General features: G+C 41.6%; 14 protein-coding genes. 10 read left to right on the top strand and 4 right to left on the bottom strand.

The genetic code is table 11. The annotated features are described in order from the left end of the window. The first annotated feature begins 141 nt into the window (after positions 1–141). Positions 142–1,470 (top strand): Na+/H+ antiporter family protein, encoded by a 1,329-nt coding sequence (locus MKX52_RS14495; protein ID WP_058013775.1) that lies wholly within the window; start codon positions 142–144, stop codon positions 1,468–1,470. Positions 1,471–1,646: 176 nt separating this feature from the next. Next, complete coding sequence (locus MKX52_RS14490; protein ID WP_342490913.1) at positions 1,647–2,423, top strand: sporulation protein; 777 nt, start codon at positions 1,647–1,649, stop codon at positions 2,421–2,423. 57 nt (positions 2,424–2,480) lie between these two features. Here MKX52_RS14490 and MKX52_RS14485 read toward each other — a convergent pair whose 3' ends face one another. The 3 genes from MKX52_RS14485 to MKX52_RS14475 all read right to left on the bottom strand — a co-directional run bounded on the left by MKX52_RS14485 (position 2,481) and on the right by MKX52_RS14475 (position 5,669). After that, positions 2,481–3,077: a biotin transporter BioY gene (locus MKX52_RS14485; RefSeq protein WP_216887759.1), complete on the bottom strand. Its 597-nt coding sequence runs from the start codon at positions 3,075–3,077 to the stop codon at positions 2,481–2,483. Positions 3,078–3,192: 115 nt separating this feature from the next. Then, the gene (gene ald / locus MKX52_RS14480; protein ID WP_044140831.1) at positions 3,193–4,329 is read right to left on the bottom strand and encodes an alanine dehydrogenase; all 1,137 of its coding nucleotides are present in this window, start codon (positions 4,327–4,329) and stop codon (positions 3,193–3,195) included. A gap of 110 nt (positions 4,330–4,439) precedes the next feature. Beyond that, complete coding sequence (locus MKX52_RS14475) at positions 4,440–5,669, bottom strand: PucR family transcriptional regulator (RefSeq protein ID WP_012011124.1); 1,230 nt, start codon at positions 5,667–5,669, stop codon at positions 4,440–4,442. Between the two features lie 404 nt (positions 5,670–6,073). Between MKX52_RS14475 and MKX52_RS14470 the strand changes: the two genes are divergently transcribed. The 8 genes from MKX52_RS14470 (at position 6,074) to MKX52_RS14435 (ending at position 17,450) form a co-directional block, all read left to right on the top strand. Next, positions 6,074–6,367 (top strand): WXG100 family type VII secretion target, encoded by a 294-nt coding sequence (locus MKX52_RS14470; protein ID WP_003213769.1) that lies wholly within the window; start codon positions 6,074–6,076, stop codon positions 6,365–6,367. Positions 6,368–6,462: 95 nt separating this feature from the next. Continuing rightward, positions 6,463–6,702: an EsaB/YukD family protein gene (locus MKX52_RS14465; RefSeq protein ID WP_003213579.1), complete on the top strand. Its 240-nt coding sequence runs from the start codon at positions 6,463–6,465 to the stop codon at positions 6,700–6,702. Between the two features lie 14 nt (positions 6,703–6,716). Continuing rightward, positions 6,717–8,033, top strand: a complete 1,317-nt coding sequence (gene essB / locus MKX52_RS14460) for a type VII secretion protein EssB (protein WP_342490912.1) — start codon at positions 6,717–6,719, stop codon at positions 8,031–8,033. Positions 8,034–8,084: 51 nt separating this feature from the next. Continuing rightward, on the top strand, positions 8,085–12,560 hold the full coding sequence (gene essC / locus MKX52_RS14455; RefSeq protein WP_342490911.1) for a type VII secretion protein EssC: 4,476 nt from the start codon (positions 8,085–8,087) through the stop codon (positions 12,558–12,560). Beyond that, positions 12,557–15,454 carry a type VII secretion protein EsaA gene (esaA, locus tag MKX52_RS14450; RefSeq protein ID WP_342490910.1) on the top strand — a complete coding sequence of 966 codons (2,898 nt, stop codon included), beginning with the start codon at positions 12,557–12,559 and terminating at the stop codon, positions 15,452–15,454. Before essC ends, esaA begins: the two co-directional genes overlap by 4 nt. After that, complete coding sequence (gene essA / locus MKX52_RS14445; RefSeq protein WP_251184352.1) at positions 15,444–15,929, top strand: type VII secretion protein EssA; 486 nt, start codon at positions 15,444–15,446, stop codon at positions 15,927–15,929. Before esaA ends, essA begins: the two co-directional genes overlap by 11 nt. Positions 15,930–16,027: 98 nt before the next feature. Then, positions 16,028–16,771 (top strand): (S)-benzoin forming benzil reductase, encoded by a 744-nt coding sequence (locus MKX52_RS14440; protein WP_342491895.1) that lies wholly within the window; start codon positions 16,028–16,030, stop codon positions 16,769–16,771. Positions 16,772–16,916: 145 nt separating this feature from the next. Next, complete coding sequence (locus MKX52_RS14435; protein ID WP_003212819.1) at positions 16,917–17,450, top strand: HD domain-containing protein; 534 nt, start codon at positions 16,917–16,919, stop codon at positions 17,448–17,450. On the opposite strand, the gene MKX52_RS14430 is transcribed toward MKX52_RS14435, so the two are convergent. Next, the gene (locus MKX52_RS14430) at positions 17,447–18,931 is read right to left on the bottom strand and encodes an alpha/beta hydrolase (RefSeq protein WP_012011117.1); all 1,485 of its coding nucleotides are present in this window, start codon (positions 18,929–18,931) and stop codon (positions 17,447–17,449) included. The genes MKX52_RS14435 and MKX52_RS14430 overlap by 4 nt on opposite strands. Positions 18,932–19,083 lie beyond the last annotated feature (152 nt).

Genomic DNA, 19,083 nt, shown 5'->3' with positions numbered 1-19,083 from the left:
AGGATGAGGCTCTGCCAACTGGCGGGGCCTTTTTTATGTAGGCCATACGCCATTTGACGAAGAAAATTTTCTATGGTAACATACGTTGGTACTTTAATTATCTACTACATTAGTAAACTAAAGGATTTCGGGGGTTTCATCATGAATGCAGTTGTGATAGCGGTTCTTTTAATGTTGATATTAAGCTTGCTGCGGGTCAATGTGGTTATTGCCCTAGCACTTGGTGCTTTAGCTGGCGGACTTGCAGGTGGATTAGGCCTTGGAGGAACAGTTGAAGCCTTTACGGATGGTCTCGGAGGAAATGCGACAGTGGCGATTAGTTATGCGCTATTAGGGGCATTTGCTGCGGCGCTGACGAAAACAGGTCTTCCAGACGCCATGGTTGAAGGGGCAGTGAAGCTTCTAGGAAAAGAAGGCGACTCAAGAAGAAAAACATTATCAAAAGTACTGATCATTCTTGTGATTTTGATCGTATCTTGTTTTTCACAAAACGTCGTTCCAGTTCACATTGCCTTTATTCCAGTCTTAATTCCGCCATTATTAAAAGTGTTTAACGAGCTTCAAATTGACCGCAGACTGCTAGCGTGTGTCATGACCTTCGGACTCACTGCACCATATATTTTACTTCCAGTCGGTTTTGGACAGATTTTCCACGGGATGCTTCGTGATAACATGAAAGAGGCAGGATTAACTGTACAATTATCAGATGTTCCACTAGCCATGCTTATTCCTGTAGGGGGCATGGTGCTCGGACTTCTTGTTTCACTTTTCGTGTATCGGAAACCAAGGGTATATGAGGATCGAGATATCACGGACGTAGAAAAATCAGCTTATACGAAAAAGAGTTTATTGCTTGCAGTGCTGGCTATCCTTGTTTCACTTATTGTCCAGCTTTATTTATCTCAAAGCCTTGGTGTGGAAGGTATGATCTTCGGTGCACTGGCAGGCCTTCTTGTTCTGTTTGCCACAGGCATGATGAAACGAGATGAAGCGGATGCGCTAATTACTTCCGGTATGAATATGATGGCATTTATCGGCTTTGTCATGCTTGTAGCGGCTGGGTTTGCCAACGTATTAACGAAAACAGGAGATATTGAACAACTAGTGAAAGCATCTTCTCAATTCATTGGAAACAATCAAAGCGTAGCGGCCATTTTAATGCTATTAGTTGGTTTACTTGTGACAATGGGGATCGGTTCATCCTTTGCGACGATTCCAATCATTACAACCATTTTTGTTCCGTTATGTATGCACCTAGGATTTAGCCCACTAGCTACCATTGCTATTATTGGTTCAGCTGCGGCTGTTGGGGATGCAGGTTCACCTGCAAGTGACAGTACGCTTGGACCGACATCTGGATTGAATATGGATGGACAGCATCACCACATTTGGGGTACTTGTGTTCCAACCTTCGTATTTTATAATGTTCCGCTTGTCCTATTCGGCTGGCTTGCGGCAATTATTCTTTAACATGAAAGCTTGTAGAGAAAACGTTGTTTTTTCTATAAGCTTTTTTTGTGATGTTTTTTCATTTATTTACTTTATGAAGATTGAAAATAATCAGGACTAAAGTATGAATGAAATGAATCTTTCTTTCTCTTTCTTACGTATATATGCTGATAAAAATGAAAAGGGGAAGATGCGAGATGTCATTTTTTAAAAAGCTAGCGGCAAGTGCTGGGATTGGTGCAGCGAAAGTAGATACCATTTTGGAGAAAAACGCCTATTATCCAGGACAAGAGGTAAGGGGAACCGTCCATGTAAAGGGCGGGAAAATCTCTCAGGACATCCGCTATATCAATGTCAAGATTCAAACACAGTATGTGATTGTAAAAGATGATGAAGAGCATAGAAAATATGTGAATATCTTTACTTTACGGGTGACGGATTCTTTTACCATCCAGCCTGAAGAAAAACATGAATTTCCGTTTTCATTTATTCTTCCTATCGATACCCCGATGACGATCGGAAAAGTAGAAATTGCAGTAATGACAGACCTTGATATCCAAGGCGGAATTGATAAATCGGACTATGACCGCATTTTCGTTGAAGCACATCCTTGGGTGAGAAATGTACTGGGGGCCACTAGAAATCTTGGCTTCCACCTGAACGAAGCAGACTGTGAGCAAGCCCCTTATTTCCAGCGCCGCCTGCCATTCGTTCAAGAATTTGAGTTTATTCCGACATCAGATGACTATCGTTATATGCTTGATGAATTAGAGCTGATTTTTCTGATAGATGAAGGCGGCTTAGACATTGTGTTTGAAGTCGACCGCAGAGCAAGAGGCCTCAGAGGGTGGCTTGAGGAGATGTATAACGATGGAGAACAGCTGGTACGCTACCGCTTCAGTCCAGCAGATCTTGAAGATGTAGAAGTGCTTGAAGGGATGCTAGAAGGAATCATCGATCAATACGCAGAGTAATGATGAAAAAAGAGCCTAATGCATCAGGCTCTTTTTTTCTATGATCAATGTTTGCCCTTATGATGCCGCTTGTTGTTTTCGAAAGGACGTGGCTTTTGAAACAGAGCGATAAATTTTAGGTGCTAGCATCGCAAGTAATATCGTTAATGCGTAATCTTTCACCATAAACCAGATCATAAAGAACCACGTGGTTTGATAAGAAATCGGAGCATTCAGCCACACATTTAATGCGAGGTACGTATAAGTCGTTCCGATCAGATACATGACGGTCGTACCAGCAATAGCTGCAAGTAAAAAGAGGCCAAATCCAGGATTTTTTCTTTTTTCTAAGATGAATCCAGCTAGCCAAGCAGCAGGAATATACGATAAGACAAAACCACCGCTTTTGCCTAAAATCACCCCAAAGCCTGCTGAGAACTGTGCGAATACAGGTGCGCCAGCAATTCCAACCAAGGCATACACAATCATCGCTAATGCGCCAAGCCGTCTGCCAAGCAAAAGACCAGCAAGTACGCAAAAAAACGGCTGCATCGTAAGTGGAATTCCGCCGACCTGTAAAAACGGTACAATGGATGTGATATTCGCTCCAATCGCCATGAGTGCAGCAAACATTCCGACTAACACAAAATCAGCGGTTCTTGTTTTCTGTTGCATGATGTTTCCCCCTGTCTTATCTGTACAAATAGATTAAGGGGATGAGGGTTATTTGTCAACCTGTTTTTTATATTAGTTAACAATGAAACTCGCCCATCAAAAGGGCGGGTCTGTATTAAGCTTCTGTCATAGAAGACGCATCAATCGCTTGATGAACAGGCACATAATCATAGCCAAGATCACGTGCGACTGCTTCATATGTGATATGTCCGTTCATGACATTCACACCTTCTGCAATCGCTTTGTTTTCTTGAATAGCTTTTGCAGCGCCTTTATGAGCAATTTGCAGCGCATATGGAACGGTGACATTTGTTAAAGCAACAGTCGATGTCCGTGGAACGGCTCCAGGCATATTGGCGACAGCATAATGTAAAATACCGTGTTTTTCATAAGTAGGCTGATCATGTGTTGTGATATGATCGATTGTTTCGACAATGCCGCCTTGGTCTATGGCTACGTCTACGATGACGGAACCAGGCTTCATTTGTTTGACCATTTCTTCCGTCACAAGCGTCGGTGCTTTGGCACCTGGGATCAATACCGCACAAATGAGAAGGTCTGCCTCGCTGACTGAATCGGCGATGTTGACAGGGTTAGACATTAACGTTTTCATTTGATGACCAAATTGATCGTCCAGCTGACGTAAGCGTTCTGCGTTTACGTCAATCAGAGTGACATCTGCGCCAAGTCCAATCGCCATTTTCGCTGCGTTTGTTCCAACAACACCGCCGCCTATAATCGTGACCTTTCCTCTTGATACTCCTGGCACGCCTGCGAGCAAGATGCCTTTACCGCCTTTTGGCTTTTCTAAAAATTGTGCGCCGATTTGAGCGGCCATTCTACCTGCCACCTCAGACATAGGTGTTAAGAGAGGGAGTGATTTTCCGTCCGTTACTGTTTCATAAGCAATAGCTGTGACGCCTTTTTGTTTTAAAGCTTCAGCCAAGGAGGGCTCTGCCGCAAGATGCAGGTACGTAAATAAGATGAGTCCTTCTCTGAAATATGAATATTCCTCAGGTAATGGTTCTTTTACCTTCATGATCATATCAGAAGACGCCCACACATCTTTCGCTTGATCAAGAATTTCTGCACCAACAGATACATAATCGTCATCAGTGAATCCGCTTCCAAAACCAGCGTTTGTTTCAATCAAAATCTGATGTCCAGCTGAAAGTAATTGAGAAGCTGCTCCTGGTGTTAATGCCACTCGGTTTTCATTGTTCTTAATCTCTTTCGGAATGCCGATGATCATGTTTATTCCTCCCATGCTTATCTATTCATATTGTATGTCTAGTGTATCCTGAATGTTTAAAAAATGCTTCGGTTGAAATAAAAAATAAAAAAACGCCTCTTTGTGAAATTTCACAAATGGACGTTTTTTAGCTTCATATCAAGGTATATGGTCATTTTCTCATTCATGTTTTTTAAATCGATTTCTGCAATGTCTGTAATACGTTTTAATCTGTAATTCAATGTATTGATGTGGATGTTTAATTGCTTTGCCGCAATATTGGCATTGCTATCACAGTCAATAAACCGTTCAAGGGTTTCAACTAGGTTGGAATGATGCCTCAGGTCGTAATCTTCCAGCTTTGATAAAGAGTAACTGGAGTAAGATGAGCCCCTTCGTTTTTCAGCGAGGACATCTAAATATTGATAAATACCGAGTTCAGAAAAACTGTGTAAACGTTCGGTTTCAACAGGGAAGCGCTCCTTTGTTTTTAATACAGCAAGTGCTTCTTTATAAGATGGCTGAATATGAGAGATGTTATCGTAAATTCCACCAATCGCTGCTTGAACGTGATGGATATGATAACGGTCAGACAGTTGCTGCAGCATGCCACTTGTGAATTGTTTAATATCCTGCAGCGGGTGCTCTGTTTTTGGTGAGACAAGAATAATGAATTCGTGAAAATCCACAGTCGTTAACAACACTTGGACTTGCTGCGTTGTTTCAAGTAAATAAGATAGCTTTTTTTCTGTGTCATCTGTGAGTTCGTCACGAAGCCGGAAGATGATGATGGCATACGTGTCTGGACATCTGATACCGAGTCTTAAAAATAGGTCGAGCATCTCATCTTTTTCATGAATATGACCAGTGAGCATCTTCCAAAAAAGTTCCTGATTGCGTTCCTCTGTTTTCGATTTGCGAATTTGTAAGTTAAGTAATTTGTTTTTTACAGCATGTGCTGCCATCTTCAGAAGGTCCATGTCTTCTTCTGAAAAAGGTTGTGTGGATTCAATTGCCCAGATAAAACCGAGTACTTCTTTGTCCTTCCAGATTGAAATGGCAACCCTGCTAGATAAACCCACCTCTGCAATTTGAGGGACACGAAGCGGTTCGTCTGTTTTAAGAAGTGTAGGAATGATGCCGTCCTTCCAAAGCCGATTAATGACTTTTTCCGGTACACGGCGGGAGATAATGGTTGAAGTTCTGGCGGGATCCGTAAAATCATTATGTGTGCTATAGGCCAACAATCGATGATGCGTATCTTCTATAGTAATAGGGCAATTGAGCACATCACTAATTTGGTCTGCCACATCCTCTAAACGATCAAGACTATACTTAAATGGATCTGTCTTTTTTTTCATAAAAACCCCTGCTTTTTCGAATATTTCACGTACTTACATTATGAAGAGAAAGCGGTACGTAAATCAATAACAAAATGCCATAAATTTAAAAAAGAAATCGCTATGAGAAGCGAGCGCATCATGCTGAAAGAAGGCGAAAAAGAAATAGTACAATAATAATGTAGTAATAAATCAATAGGCGGAAAGATTCAGTGATGTGTGTCTACTCTTATTAAGAATATATGACCAAAAAAATGTTAAATACTAGATAAAGAGCGAAAATACAGTAATTCTATAGACTCATTTTGTAAAATAAAAACAGATTTGTTTGACTGTGTATCATTTCTGTTTTTATAATAATAACGTCAAAAAATAAGTGGATTAGCCCATTATATGGCGGCTATGCACGGGAGGTAATGAGGAATATGTCAGGAATTATTCGCGTAACCCCAGAAGAACTAAGAGCGACCGCTAAGCAATATGGTGTTGAAAGTCAAGAAGTGTTAAACCAAGTTGATCGTCTAAATAGAATGATCTCAGATTTAAAAGGTATGTGGGAAGGTGCTTCTAGTGAAGCGTTTGCTGATCAATACGAGCAGTTAAAGCCTTCATTCATCAAAATGTCTGATCTATTAACAGATGTCAGCAATCAGCTTGATCAAACGGCAAATACACTTGAAAGCACTGACCAAGACATCGCCAGCCAAATCCGCGGCTAATCAAAGGGAATTCCTTTCTAAGTGTGAAAAGCAGAAAAAGCGCCGAGTCTGTCAATGGATGCCGGCGCTCTTTCTATTTTGTGAGGTGGAAATTTGTGTATATCGATATTACCATCGACTTAAAAAATTATGATGGCAGTGTGTTTGATTTGAGACTATCAAATTATTTACATATTAAACAAGTCATCCATATCGCCTGGCAGGCAAAACAAATCTCACTTCCTAAGCGAGAAGGCGGCTGGGTGCGAGTAGTCAATAAGAAAGCTGTGTTTTCAGGCGAATATAAGCTGTCAGACTGTGGAATCACCACAGGAGACAGGCTGGAAATACTATGAAAGGACTTTTGTAAATGGCAGATAAAAAGAGTTCCTATTTAGAAGAACAATTAGAAGCAGTGATGAAAAAAGAGGGCGGCACCTACAGCTTCATTTTTCAAAGAGAGACCATTAAACTCTTAGACGGTTTAGAAGCGGCACCGATCAAAGACATCAACCCTTCATTTAAAAAAGAGATTCAATTAACTGAAGATGAGGTCATGATTTCTATTCAACCCCCTCCTGCCTATCAGGAATTTCGTTTCATCCATGCGAAGGATGAAAAAAGCAAATGGATTTTTTCATACCAGCTTGTCGATGCAGTGTGCAAACACGACGTGAAGCGGCTGCATCCTATTGTTTCTCCTGAAAACATTGTTTTTCATCAAGGCTTAGCTCCTGCATTTTTGCATTACGGCGTCAAAGAAAGCATCCCGCCATATGAAACGGATGAGCAACGTTTACTAAAAGAGGTCAAAGCCGTCATTCTTCGAGTGGTGGACCATGAGTACCAGTTTCAAGAATATGTGGCTTACAGCGAAACGCTGAAACTATCTGAATTGGCAAAAGAAATCAGCGAAACGCAGTCTCTGGAAGAATTGTCTGCCCTCATTCAGCAAAAGATCGAAGCGATTGAAACGAAAGAGAAAACGTTATTAACCATTCCGAAAAAGAAATGGAAGATCGAACGATATATCGGACTAGGTCTGCTTGTCCTATTAATTCCTGCATTGGTGTACACCATTTATACCTTCTTTTTTGCGATGCCGAAACAAGAAGCGTATGTGGAGGCAAACAAATATTATCTCAACAAACAGTACAGCCAAGTGGTGGATACGTTAGAAAAATATTCAGCCAATCAAATGCCGGTTTCCCTTCAATATGAACTGGCCATTTCGTATGTACAAACAAATCAAGGCAATCTGTTACTCGATCAACATAAAAAAGAAATCACAGATACATACACATTGCAGACTGATCCACAATATTTCCTTTTCTGGATTCATATTGGACAAGGCAATAGCAAGGAAGCACTTGATATTGCACGTGTCCTTGGAGACGACCGGTACATATTTACGGCACTCGTCGCCTATCGCAATGACATTCAAAACGATGACAGTCTTTCTGCAGAAGAAAAACAAAAACAGCTAGATCCAATTATTAAGGAAATGGCGAAATATGAAGAAAAAGAAACAACAAAGACAAGCACCAATGACTCCTCAGGCGGTGCAAGCCAAACAGATGAAGCAGCTGAACAAAAAGAGCAGTCAAAAGCTGATCAAGAGAAAAAAGAGAAAGAATCTGAAGTGAAAAAGAAAACCTCTCAGACGAAAAAAGATGAGAAAAAATAATTCTTTCGATACAACTGACAGTTGGTGCTGTCCCATGAGGAGGTGGAGCGTTTGAGTCTTCTTTGGGTTTTTTATGAGGAGGATTATCAAACCGTCCGTTTAGACGAGCAGTTCAATCGAGAAGCCGTGATTGGACCTGAAATAGAGCATACGGTGACAATCCCTTTACTTTCGTTTGATGAAGGAGTCATCCGTTTAACTCCCGATGAACCGAATGATGGTTTTTCCATTTATCATGGTGAAGAGAAGAAAGGCACATTGCTTCCACATGAACCATATAAGCTTGGACCACTGACACTTATTTTAATGGAAGCACATCATGATCAACACATTTATTACCTAGGAAATAGAGTCGAGCTGTCTTTTTCACGTGAGAAAAAAGATGAGATCGATGTGTGGAAAGAACAAGCGCATCCTATGTTTCAAGATGCGAGCCAGTTTACTTTAGAGAAAATCGAAGGAACTTGGTATGTCATGCCTCAGGACGAAACAATTTATGTGAACGGGAAAAAAATTCACGGGGCAGAGCGAATTGATGCCGGGGATGAGCTGTTCTGGAACTTTCTAACGGTGACATTGAAAGATGATGATTTATTGCAGGTGACTGCATATGAACCCTTTCAAACACGTTTGGAAAAAACAAGAGCACCAAGCACAGAAACAAAACAAAAATATCCTTTATATAGACGAACACCCCGTTTAATTTATGATCTGCCAGATGATCGGGTTTCCTTTAGCTTTCCTTCACAGGAGAGTGAAAATAACAGCAGAGGGCTTTGGCTTGTTGTCCTCCCGCCACTTGTGATGCTTCTTGTGATGGGAATTGTTGCGCTTGTCCAGCCGCGCGGAATCTTTATAGTCGTGTCGATGGCAATGTTTATCATGACATTAATCACATCGTCTGTTCAATACTTTAAAGAGAAATCACAACGCAAAAGACGGGAAGAGAAACGGCAGAGAGTCTATTCTCTTTACTTAGAAAATAAACGAAAAGAGCTGCAAGAGCTCTACGACCGCCAGCAATATATTTTGACATATCATTATCCGTCATTTGAACAAATGAAGTATTTAACGTCAGAAATTAGCGGCCGAATTTGGGAAAAAACACTTGTGAGTGATGATTTCTTGCAGTTGCGTCTTGGGACGGGTGCAGTCCCGTCAAGCTATGAACTATCGATGAGTGGCGGTGATATGGCCAATCGTGACATTGATGATTTAATGGAACAAACGCAGCACATGCAACAGGTTTATCGTGAAGTGAAGGATGTACCCATCACATTTGGTCTTGCCGATGGCCCAACTGGATTGATTGGAAAGCCAGCCATTGTAAAAAAGGAGCTTCATCAACTTGTCGGACAGCTTGCTTTCTCGCACAGCTATCATGATTTAAGATTTGTGTTTATTTTTCATGAGCAAGAGTATGAGAATTGGGAATGGATGAAATGGCTTCCGCATTTCCAGCTACCTCATACATACGGCAAAGGGTTTATTTACAACGAACAAACACGTGATCAGCTGTTGTCCTCGATTTATGAAATTTTACGTGAGCGTGATTTAGAAGAAGAAAAAGAGAAGAAGATCTTTACGCCTCACTTTGTGTTTATCGTGACAAATCATGAGCTCATTGCTGAACATGTGATTTTAGAGTATTTAGAAGGCAGCCGAACGGACCTTGGCATCTCCATTATTTTTGCTGCTGAAACAAAGGAAAGCTTAGCTGAAAATATCTCGACGCTTGTCCGTTATATTAACGAAGAAGAAGGAGATATTCTCATTCAGCACAAAAAAGCCGTCCGAATTCCATTTCAGCTTGATACACATGAGCGCATGGACAATGAGCTGTTTGCCAGAACGCTGAGAACATTAGATCATCAAGTTGGAATGACCAATTCGATTCCTGAAACGGTCTCCTTCCTTGATCTATTTCATGCCAAACAGGTAGACGAGATCGGCATTCGTGAAAAATGGCTCACATCAGAAACGGCCAAATCACTATCTGTGCCAATCGGTTATAAAGGGAAAAATGACATTGTAGATCTAAACCTGCACGAAAAAGCACATGGCCCGCATGGTCTGTTGGCGGGAACAACAGGATCGGGGAAAAGTGAATTTTTACAGACGTACATTTTATCGCTCGCTGTACACTTTCATCCGCATGAAGTCGCTTTTCTATTGATTGACTATAAAGGAGGCGGAATGGCGCAGCCGTTCCGAAATATTCCTCATTTACTTGGCACGATCACCAATATTGAAGGCAGCAAGAACTTTAGTGAAAGGGCGCTTGCCTCAATTAAAAGTGAGTTGAAGAAAAGACAACGCTTGTTTGATCAATATCATGTGAATCACATCAATGATTATACGAAGCTCTATAAGGAGAAAAAGGCTGAACAGGCAATGCCTCATTTATTCTTAATCTCTGATGAGTTCGCCGAATTAAAAAGTGAAGAGCCCGACTTTATTAGAGAGCTTGTCAGTGCGGCACGTATCGGCCGAAGCCTCGGGGTTCATCTCATTTTGGCTACCCAAAAACCAGGCGGGGTCATCGATGATCAGATTTGGAGTAACTCCCGCTTTAAGGTCGCACTCAAAGTACAAGATGCGTCAGACAGTAAGGAGATATTGAAAAATAGTGATGCGGCGTCCATTACCGTGACAGGACGCGGCTACTTACAAGTAGGAAACAATGAAATTTATGAATTGTTCCAATCAGCTTGGAGCGGTGCGCCGTATATGGAAGATGGCTACGGATCAGAAGATGATATTGCCATTGTGACAGATACTGGGCTTATTCCGCTTTCAGGAGTTAGTACCGAACCGGCTGTCAAAAAAGAGACAGTGTCGGAGATCTCTGCTGTTGTGGATGAAATTGAACGTATGCAGCAGGAGCTTGGGATTGAGAAGCTCCCAAGTCCATGGCTTCCACCGCTCGAAGAACGGATTCCAAAATCACGTTATGCGTCGAGTGAAGAGCATGTCTTCCATTTTGCGCTTGTCGATGAGCCAGATCAGCAGAGCCAGCATCCACTTTCTTATCAAATGATGGAAGATGGGAACATTGGGATCTTTGGTTCCTCTGGCTACGGAAAATCACTTGCTGCAACAACACTCCTCATGAGCTTTGCAGAGAGATATTCACCAGAAGAATGGCATGCGTATATTTATGACTTCGGAAACGGAACATTGCTTCCGTTAGCCAAGCTGCCGCACACAGCGGATTATTTCTTAATGGATCAAATGAGAAAGATTCAAAAGTCGATGACGCGTCTGCGGGAAGAGGTTGAATACCGCAAGCGGTTATTCAGGCAGCAAGAAATGAGTCATATCAAAATGTACAACGCCTTAAATGAGAAAAAGCTCCCATTCATTTTCATCGTGATCGACAACTTTGACATAGTTAAAGACGAAATGCATGAACTTGAATCAGAATTTATCCAACTGAGCCGTGATGGACAATCATTAGGAATTTACTTCTTGATTACAGCAACTCGGGTAAACGCAGTCCGTCAATCTCTTATGAACAACTTGAAAACAAAGGTCGTCCATTACTTAATGGATCAAGGAGAGGCATACTCGATTATTGGCAGACCGAAATTTAGCTTAGAGCCGATTCCAGGGCGAGTCATTATCAACAAAGAAGAGCTTTACTTTGCACAAATGTTCCTGCCAGTTGAAGGAGAGAACGATCTCGAGCTGTTTGAGCATTTGAAACAAGAGATCCAGCTTCTTCATGATCGCTTTGCATCAGCTGAAAAACCAAAACCTGTACCAATGCTTCCTGATAAACTAACCATTTGGGAGCTAGAGAGTCGCTTAGAAGAACAAAAACAGCCGTATGACATTCCAGTCGGACTAGATGAGGAATCTGTTGCACCTGTTTACTTTGACTTGAAGAAGAATAAACACTGCCTCATCATCGGTCAAACGCAGCGAGGAAAGACAAACGTGACAAAACTGATGCTTGATCAGCTATTAGCAGCAAAACCTGAGAAGCTAGCCGTCTTTGATTCGATAGATCGGGGTCTCTCTCATTACGCAAAAGAAGAGAACATTGATTACCTTGAAACAAAGGATGATATCACCGAATGGGCAGAGGAAATAGACCGTTTATTCAAGGGACGTGAAGAGGTGTACGTCGAAGCTGTGCGCCGTGGAGAGACTGATCAGTTGTCGTTTTCTCAAATTGTGCTTGTGATTGATGGCATTACACGTTTTCAGCAGACGATCGATCCGCGTCTTCAAGACCAATTGGCTGATTTCATGAAGTCATATGCACATCTAGGCTTTAGCCTGATCGCATCAGGGAATCATACCGAATTTAGCAAAGGCTATGATGCACTCACAAACGAAATCAAACAAGTTCGTCATGCCATGTTACTCATGAAAAAATCAGAACAAAACATCATACCGCTTCCGTATGCAAGACAAGAACCAGATATTCAGCCAGGTTTCGGATATTTGGTTGAAAACGGGAAAGAGAAGAAAATCCAAGTTCCTTTATGTGCGGTAGAAAGGAAGAGTGTTCAATGACAGAGCAGCAAAAAAGCTCCATCAAAATCATATCGACGATGATATTGATTCTGGTTCTGCCGGTTTTATTTTTCCACCTCATTGGAGATGATCCGGCAAAACAGAAAAAGAATGCCACACGTAATATTGCTGTGGTCAATGAGGATATGGGGGCGAGCGAAAGTGAAAACACCGCTCGTTTCGGACAAGATGTCGTCGCTGCCTTATCAGAGCGTCCAGATTATACATGGACTGTAGTGAACCGGAGTGCGGCGGAAAATGGATTGAAAAGCAGAAAGTATGACGCTGTCCTCTATATTCCGTCTGATTTCTCTAAAAATGTGCTGAGCTATGATAAAGACCATCCTGAAAAGGCATCCATTCAATTTTCCATTCAAGATCAGCTTAATTCAGTCAATAAAGAGAAAGTGCAAAGAGAGCTGGAAAATGCGCAGAAGAAAATGAATGAACAGATGTCGACGTTATATTGGAGTTTTGTATCACAGGAAATCGGCAATGTTAGAGAAGAGTTTGAGCATATTGTCGGCAAAGAAGTTGAATTCCAAAACACGATGTATCACTTCTATAAGCCGAATTCAAACAAACTATCAGATGCGGTTCAGCAACAGAAGAAACAAATAGAAGAATTAAAAAATGCAATGACCGATTCGCAGAAGCAATATAAAGACGGTCTGAGTACGACAGAAGAAGCAAAGAACCAGTTAAAGGATTTTGTAAAAGTAGTCGATCAATACCAGCAGTATCAAGACAAACAAAAGGACCTCTTGATCAAAGCACAATCGACAAACCAAAAACAAATTCAGCAGGGGCTCAAACAGCTCGCTGATATTCAAAACCAAAATGCCCGCAGCTTCAGTGATCAAATGGGTGGACTCAAAACAGATATCAACGAAGTACAAAGTCAGTTAAACATAACGGACAGCGCCATCCAATCTGTTCAAAAGTCGAGAGAAGACGCTATTCCTAAGCAATCGACGGGATTAACGGAACTTGTAAAGACGTCTCAGGAAGAACTGATTAAAAAGTATGAAGACCGTTACTTAGAAGACTATCGAAATAAAATATCAGCCTTGCAGACAAAGCTATTGGCAAAAAGGCAAGAGTTGATGGACGAGCCTGAGCCTCCAGTTGATTCTGAAGATGACGGGCAATCAGATCAAGATAATGAAAACCCTGAAGAGATTGGAATTAACCTAGATGAAGAAACAAATGAGCTCTCGCAAATTTCAATAGAAATGAACGACCTTGCAGATCAATTAGTAGAACAGGAGACACCGCCTTCTTCTGAAGATGGGGAAGTAGGAGAAAATGATGAAAATCCTGCTCAGCCAGATACCGGCAGCAAGAATTCATCGCAGGATGACCTAAAAGCACTCTCAACTCGCTTAGATGAAGTGAAAAAGAAAATTCAAGAGAAAGCTTCCGCTCATAATGATGAATTAAAAGACAAAGTGAGTCAAATGAGTAAAGAGCTCGAGAAGCTTACAAAAAAAGTAGAAAAGCTTGAAAAGATGTTCCTATGGTTACAAGATCGATATAATGTGATTCCAAATGAAATCAAAAGCCAGGAATCCACTATTTTAAGCAAAGTAAAAGAGCTGAAACGCAGAAACTCACCGATTGGTGGAGCATTTAATGACAATCTTTTTGAGAAAAAATTCGAAACAAAATCAACAAGAACTAAAAAATTAATGGAGTATTCCAATCAACTCTCTCAGCTAGAGCTGATGATCGCAAACGTCTATCAACCATCTAATAACTCTTCTTTATATGACAGAAAAGAAGAGAATATCCAGTCCATCCTCTCCATCAAAAAAGAGGAAACGGAAAACTGGGATACGCTCAAAAAACAAATGCTGACGTCAAACGATGATGTGTCTACTTTTATTGATGAGATGCAGAAGTTTTCAGATGGCTATGCAGAATACATTTCGACTCAGCAGGCAAGCATGGAACAGGAATTAAACACAATTTCTGAAAGTGCGGACAATGTTGCGGAGCAAATGGCTGATCAAGGAGATGCAGTGTATACAGCAGACCTTGCAGGCAGTTCAATTGTTGTCAGTGCGCAGGATTCAATTGGTCAAGAAGTGCTTCGACTTTCTGAAAATATGAGTTCGTTAACCGACCGCCAAAAAGGAGTGGCAGATTATACGAATAACATTGAAGAGAGTGTGACGACGGTCCAAGAAAAAGCGGATACGCTGAATGAAAACTGGAGCAAGAATGTTCATTCTACGAAACTTGTTCAGCAAGATTTGAAAGGTATTTTAGGAAACACATTAAGTGATAAAGGCAACAGCAACTATGTGTATAATCACTTAGCCAATCCGCTGAAAATCAGTGGTGATGTACCAGAAGAAAAAACGCAGACTGTACCCCCAGTGGTCATTTTGATCATTGTGATGATCAGTAGTTTGTTAATAGGCTTTTTCAGCTCGTATTATGCGGCCGCTCCGATGCTGGTGAAAGGTGCACTGTTTGGCATCTTAAATCTATTAGTCGGACTCATGATTAGCTTGTTTGGACTGAACATTTACAAGCTTGCAGATGATCAAGCGATTCAGTGGTCCATTTTTACAATTTTACTATTAGTGGCTTGTTCCGCCTTTATTCGCACGGCGTTCCTTTTCGGCTCTATTGCCGGATGGATGGCAGCAACGGCGCTTATTTTCTTCTTTGTCGCACCATTAATTGATTTGGTGATGCCGAATTTCCATTTCACAAATCCAGTGGCAGACGTGTACCTATCTATCCAATATGGAAATGGAGATCACTTTGGAATGGGTGTGATAGGATTAGTGATTTTAACTGTTCTCTTCATGGTCATCCCACTTGTGACAAAGCTATGGAAAGATAAAACGGAGGAACGTGATGTGACTCATGAGGCTTAATCTGTTCGTGAAAGGGATGGCACTTGGTGTCATGTCCCTTTTTCTCCTCATTCCTGCTGCTTTTGCTGCTGGTGAAGATACGGATACAAACGTCAAGCCGAATGAATATCAAGAAAAAGAACTCGATATTAACTCAAGTATATTGAGGGATCAAACGAAATACGAGCAAAGCAAAAAGACATCAACAGTTAAAACAGACATTCATTTTGCTAAACCGCCTAAAACTCCGGGAGGGTCTCTTTCACCGCAGCTTTTCAGTGATCTAAAAGAGAACCCGCCCAAAACATCAGCTCACATGATGGAAGAGATGAATATCTCTTTTCGTGATGCCGCAGTATCGACACCTTCTGGCGAAGATCAAGAGAAGCAGTCATCTGCACTGCTTCCGATCATCTTTGGTTGCTTCATCGTCTTTGGTATCGTTATGATGTTCATTCTGATTCCAAAGGTCAATGTGAAGGCTGAAAAGAAATAGCCTGTCTCTTTAAAAGAGGCAGGCTTTTCTTTATGCAGATTGCTTGAAGTCGTACCGTTTCACTACGTAAAATAAGGTTATCAAGGGAGGAGATTGTCATTCGAATTTCAATCGTTACAGGCGGATCAAAAGGATTTGGTATAGCACTTGTGAACAGGCTGCTTGCGCGCGGAGATCATGTGTACACAGCAGCAAGAAGTGCATCACCGATTTCTCATCCGAAACTTACACATACACAGGTCGATCTGACAGATGAGAAAGCAGCAGCCCAATGGCTTCAAGATTGTCTCGTGCCGCAAACACTGGCAGCAGCTGATGACATCTTATTTGTCAATAATGCAGGCATAGTGACCCCAATCAAGCGTGTGGGGCAAGGCGGACAGGATATGCTTCATCAGCATTATACGTTGAATCTTGTGATTCCTGTTTTGCTGAGTCATGTATTTGTTCAGCAGACTCAATCATTTAATGGAAAGAAAATGATCGTTCACCTTTCTTCTGGAGCGGCGAAAAATCCTTATAAAGGCTGGAGTGCGTATTGCAGCTCAAAGGCAGGGCTTGATATGTTTATGAGGACTTTGCATGAGGAGCAGAAGGACGAGGCATATCCAATTAACACGTTTTCATTTTCCCCAGGCACGATTGATACAGATATGCAGGGAGAGATTCGAAAATCATCAAAACAGGACTTCGAACAGATTGACCGTTTTCAGCAATTATATGAAACAGGCACACTAAAGAGTCCAGATGAAGTCGCAGGTATTTTGCTTGATCTTTTAGCGGATGATCCAGCTGGCGGCGTCGTATATGATGCACGTGAGTATGGAAAAAAGCAGTCATAACGACTGCTTTTTTCCGTCTTGTACAAGCAAAACCGGCTGATTTGACATAAGCTAATCTTGAGACTCATAGAAAATATAACAGAACATTTGAGTTTCTTTTCAGAATATGTTAGGATGCTAAAAATATAGATAAGGAGGGGTTTCCATGAGAAAGGTTACATTAATGGATGTTTACACCCATCCAGTTGCTCAAAAATATTTAAATCGTTCAGGAAAAGCCCATGCGATTGCTTGTGCTTATCACGCATTCAAGCTGGCGATGAAGGCTGGAATTAACCCAGATCTGGCTGTGAAAGCAGCGCTCCTACATGACATTGGCCATTATGAATGGTATACAGCCGGCGGAGAATGGGATTACGAGACATATAGACGAAATGATATTCATGCCATTAAAGGTGCAGAGCGGGCACATAAACTACTCATACGGCTCGGCGAGGAACCAAAAGCAGCCAAGGATATTGCTCTTGCAATTCTGCTTCATACAGACTCATATTTGCCAGAGGGTGACCTTCATAAGGACACACTCCAACAAATTGTGAAGAAAGCAGATGAAATGGATGAAGAGCCAGGCGGGCATCATCATTACAGACAAATAGATGAATCACTCGCAATGAAAAAAATTGCCGATTTGGATCAGAAAGTGCAGCAGGCACTTCAGCCCATGAAACGCTCTGTTTAATATGGAATGTCACCATGAATCGTTCCGTGCTGATCGACATACAATGTGCGAATAACGGTACGGTTAAACGCAGATGTCCCTGACGTAGTGAGTCCAGTGTATTGTACCGTGACGGAATAGGCACCTTCTTTTTTCAATTGAATAGCTGATGAACTACTTGTTTTCACTGGATGATCCTTTTGTGCGTCTTTAAAGTAATTGGTTTCCACTGACTTGCTTAACCGTTTAATCAGACCGCTTGAATGGGTCGATGCACCCCCTGACTTCGAAGCAGCTTCTTTAATTTCTTCATTTAATGGTGAATCAAAAGATACAAGCAGCAAATAAGGAGCCATTTTTCCAGAGTTCGATTGAATCGTCCATTTTCCAGGAACGGGTTTATTGATTTTCACATGGTGTGAATATGCGCCTTCATATGGGAAAGAAGCTTCCGATGTCTTAAGATTTGTTAAGACGTCTCCATTTGGGGCTATGATTTCGGGCTGCGTCTCCTGCCTTTCATTTAACCACTGGATCGATAAGCCATTCGTTCCTTCCTCTACATAGAACACTTCTGTTTTATCCTTTTCACTTTCTCCACCTTTCACATAAACATCTGTATTGAGCTCAGCAGAGACGGGCTCTTGTTCCTCTTTAGGTTTATTTTCAGCGCTCGAGGCATTTGCCAGCAACTGATGCTGGAACACAGGAAACATACTTGTGCCGTTTTTGATTGAATAGTGATCCCATTTTCCTGTTAAGATATTGTTTGCATATGATAATTTTGTGCTGTTTACCGTGACGGCACCATCATTTGTACCAAAGCTCTTTAAATACATGCCGCCTAAATACAGCGCACCGCCAAATGTACCCCATTCTGAACCAGAGTAGGTGACATATTTATTGGGGAACGCCTCTAGCTGATCGGTTTCACTTCGAAAAGCTGCCATCAGACCAGTTTGCAAAGAATAAAGCGCTTCGCTTTTTTGTCCAAGAATTTGCGCGAGCCAGCCCCCACCCTTGCTATATGCTAAATCCGCAAGCGGTGTCCCGTTATGAGGAGAGCCAAGCGTAATGACCTTTTCCACATAGGGATGGGCTTTGAAATACACCAAGGCGGACTGTGTATCGATCCCTCCTTTACTATGACCAATCACAATGAGTTTTCTACCAAATGCGTCATAGATTTCTTTGAGCTTTTCCGCTAATAGTTTGCCGTTCTTTTTCATGTCCTGATCTGGGTGCAAATCTATGAATGCGCTTTCGTATCCATTCTGAACAGCCTGCTTTGCCATATCGTTTCGATTGGACCAAGTGGAGGAGGAGCTGTTAATACCATGAACAAAAACAAGTGGTGGTTTTGACCCGTCTTTTTGAATGGGCTCTTCTCCTTTATACCACTTTCCTGGCGTCCCTGGGGGATCTCCAATTGTCCCTGCATACACATAACTTGCAGAGGATAGAAAGAGCATGACAGCAACAATACAAATGAGTTTTTTCAAGACAATTCACCTCTTCAAATGATTTAAATTGTTGGCAGCACCAATCTATTATACTTCTAAAAAATGTAAAAACGTACCAATTGTTAAAATATGGTATTAATGTTGTGGGGTTGCCATGAGTGACATTCACATGGGTTCATGCATACGCTGTG

The sequence above is a fragment of the Bacillus sp. FSL R5-0422 genome (genome assembly GCF_038610765.1).
Taxonomy (GTDB): Bacteria; Bacillota; Bacilli; order Bacillales; family Bacillaceae; genus Bacillus; species Bacillus pumilus_O.
Note: the sequence above shows the minus strand (reverse complement) of the source record. Positions and strands in the feature narration are given on the sequence as shown.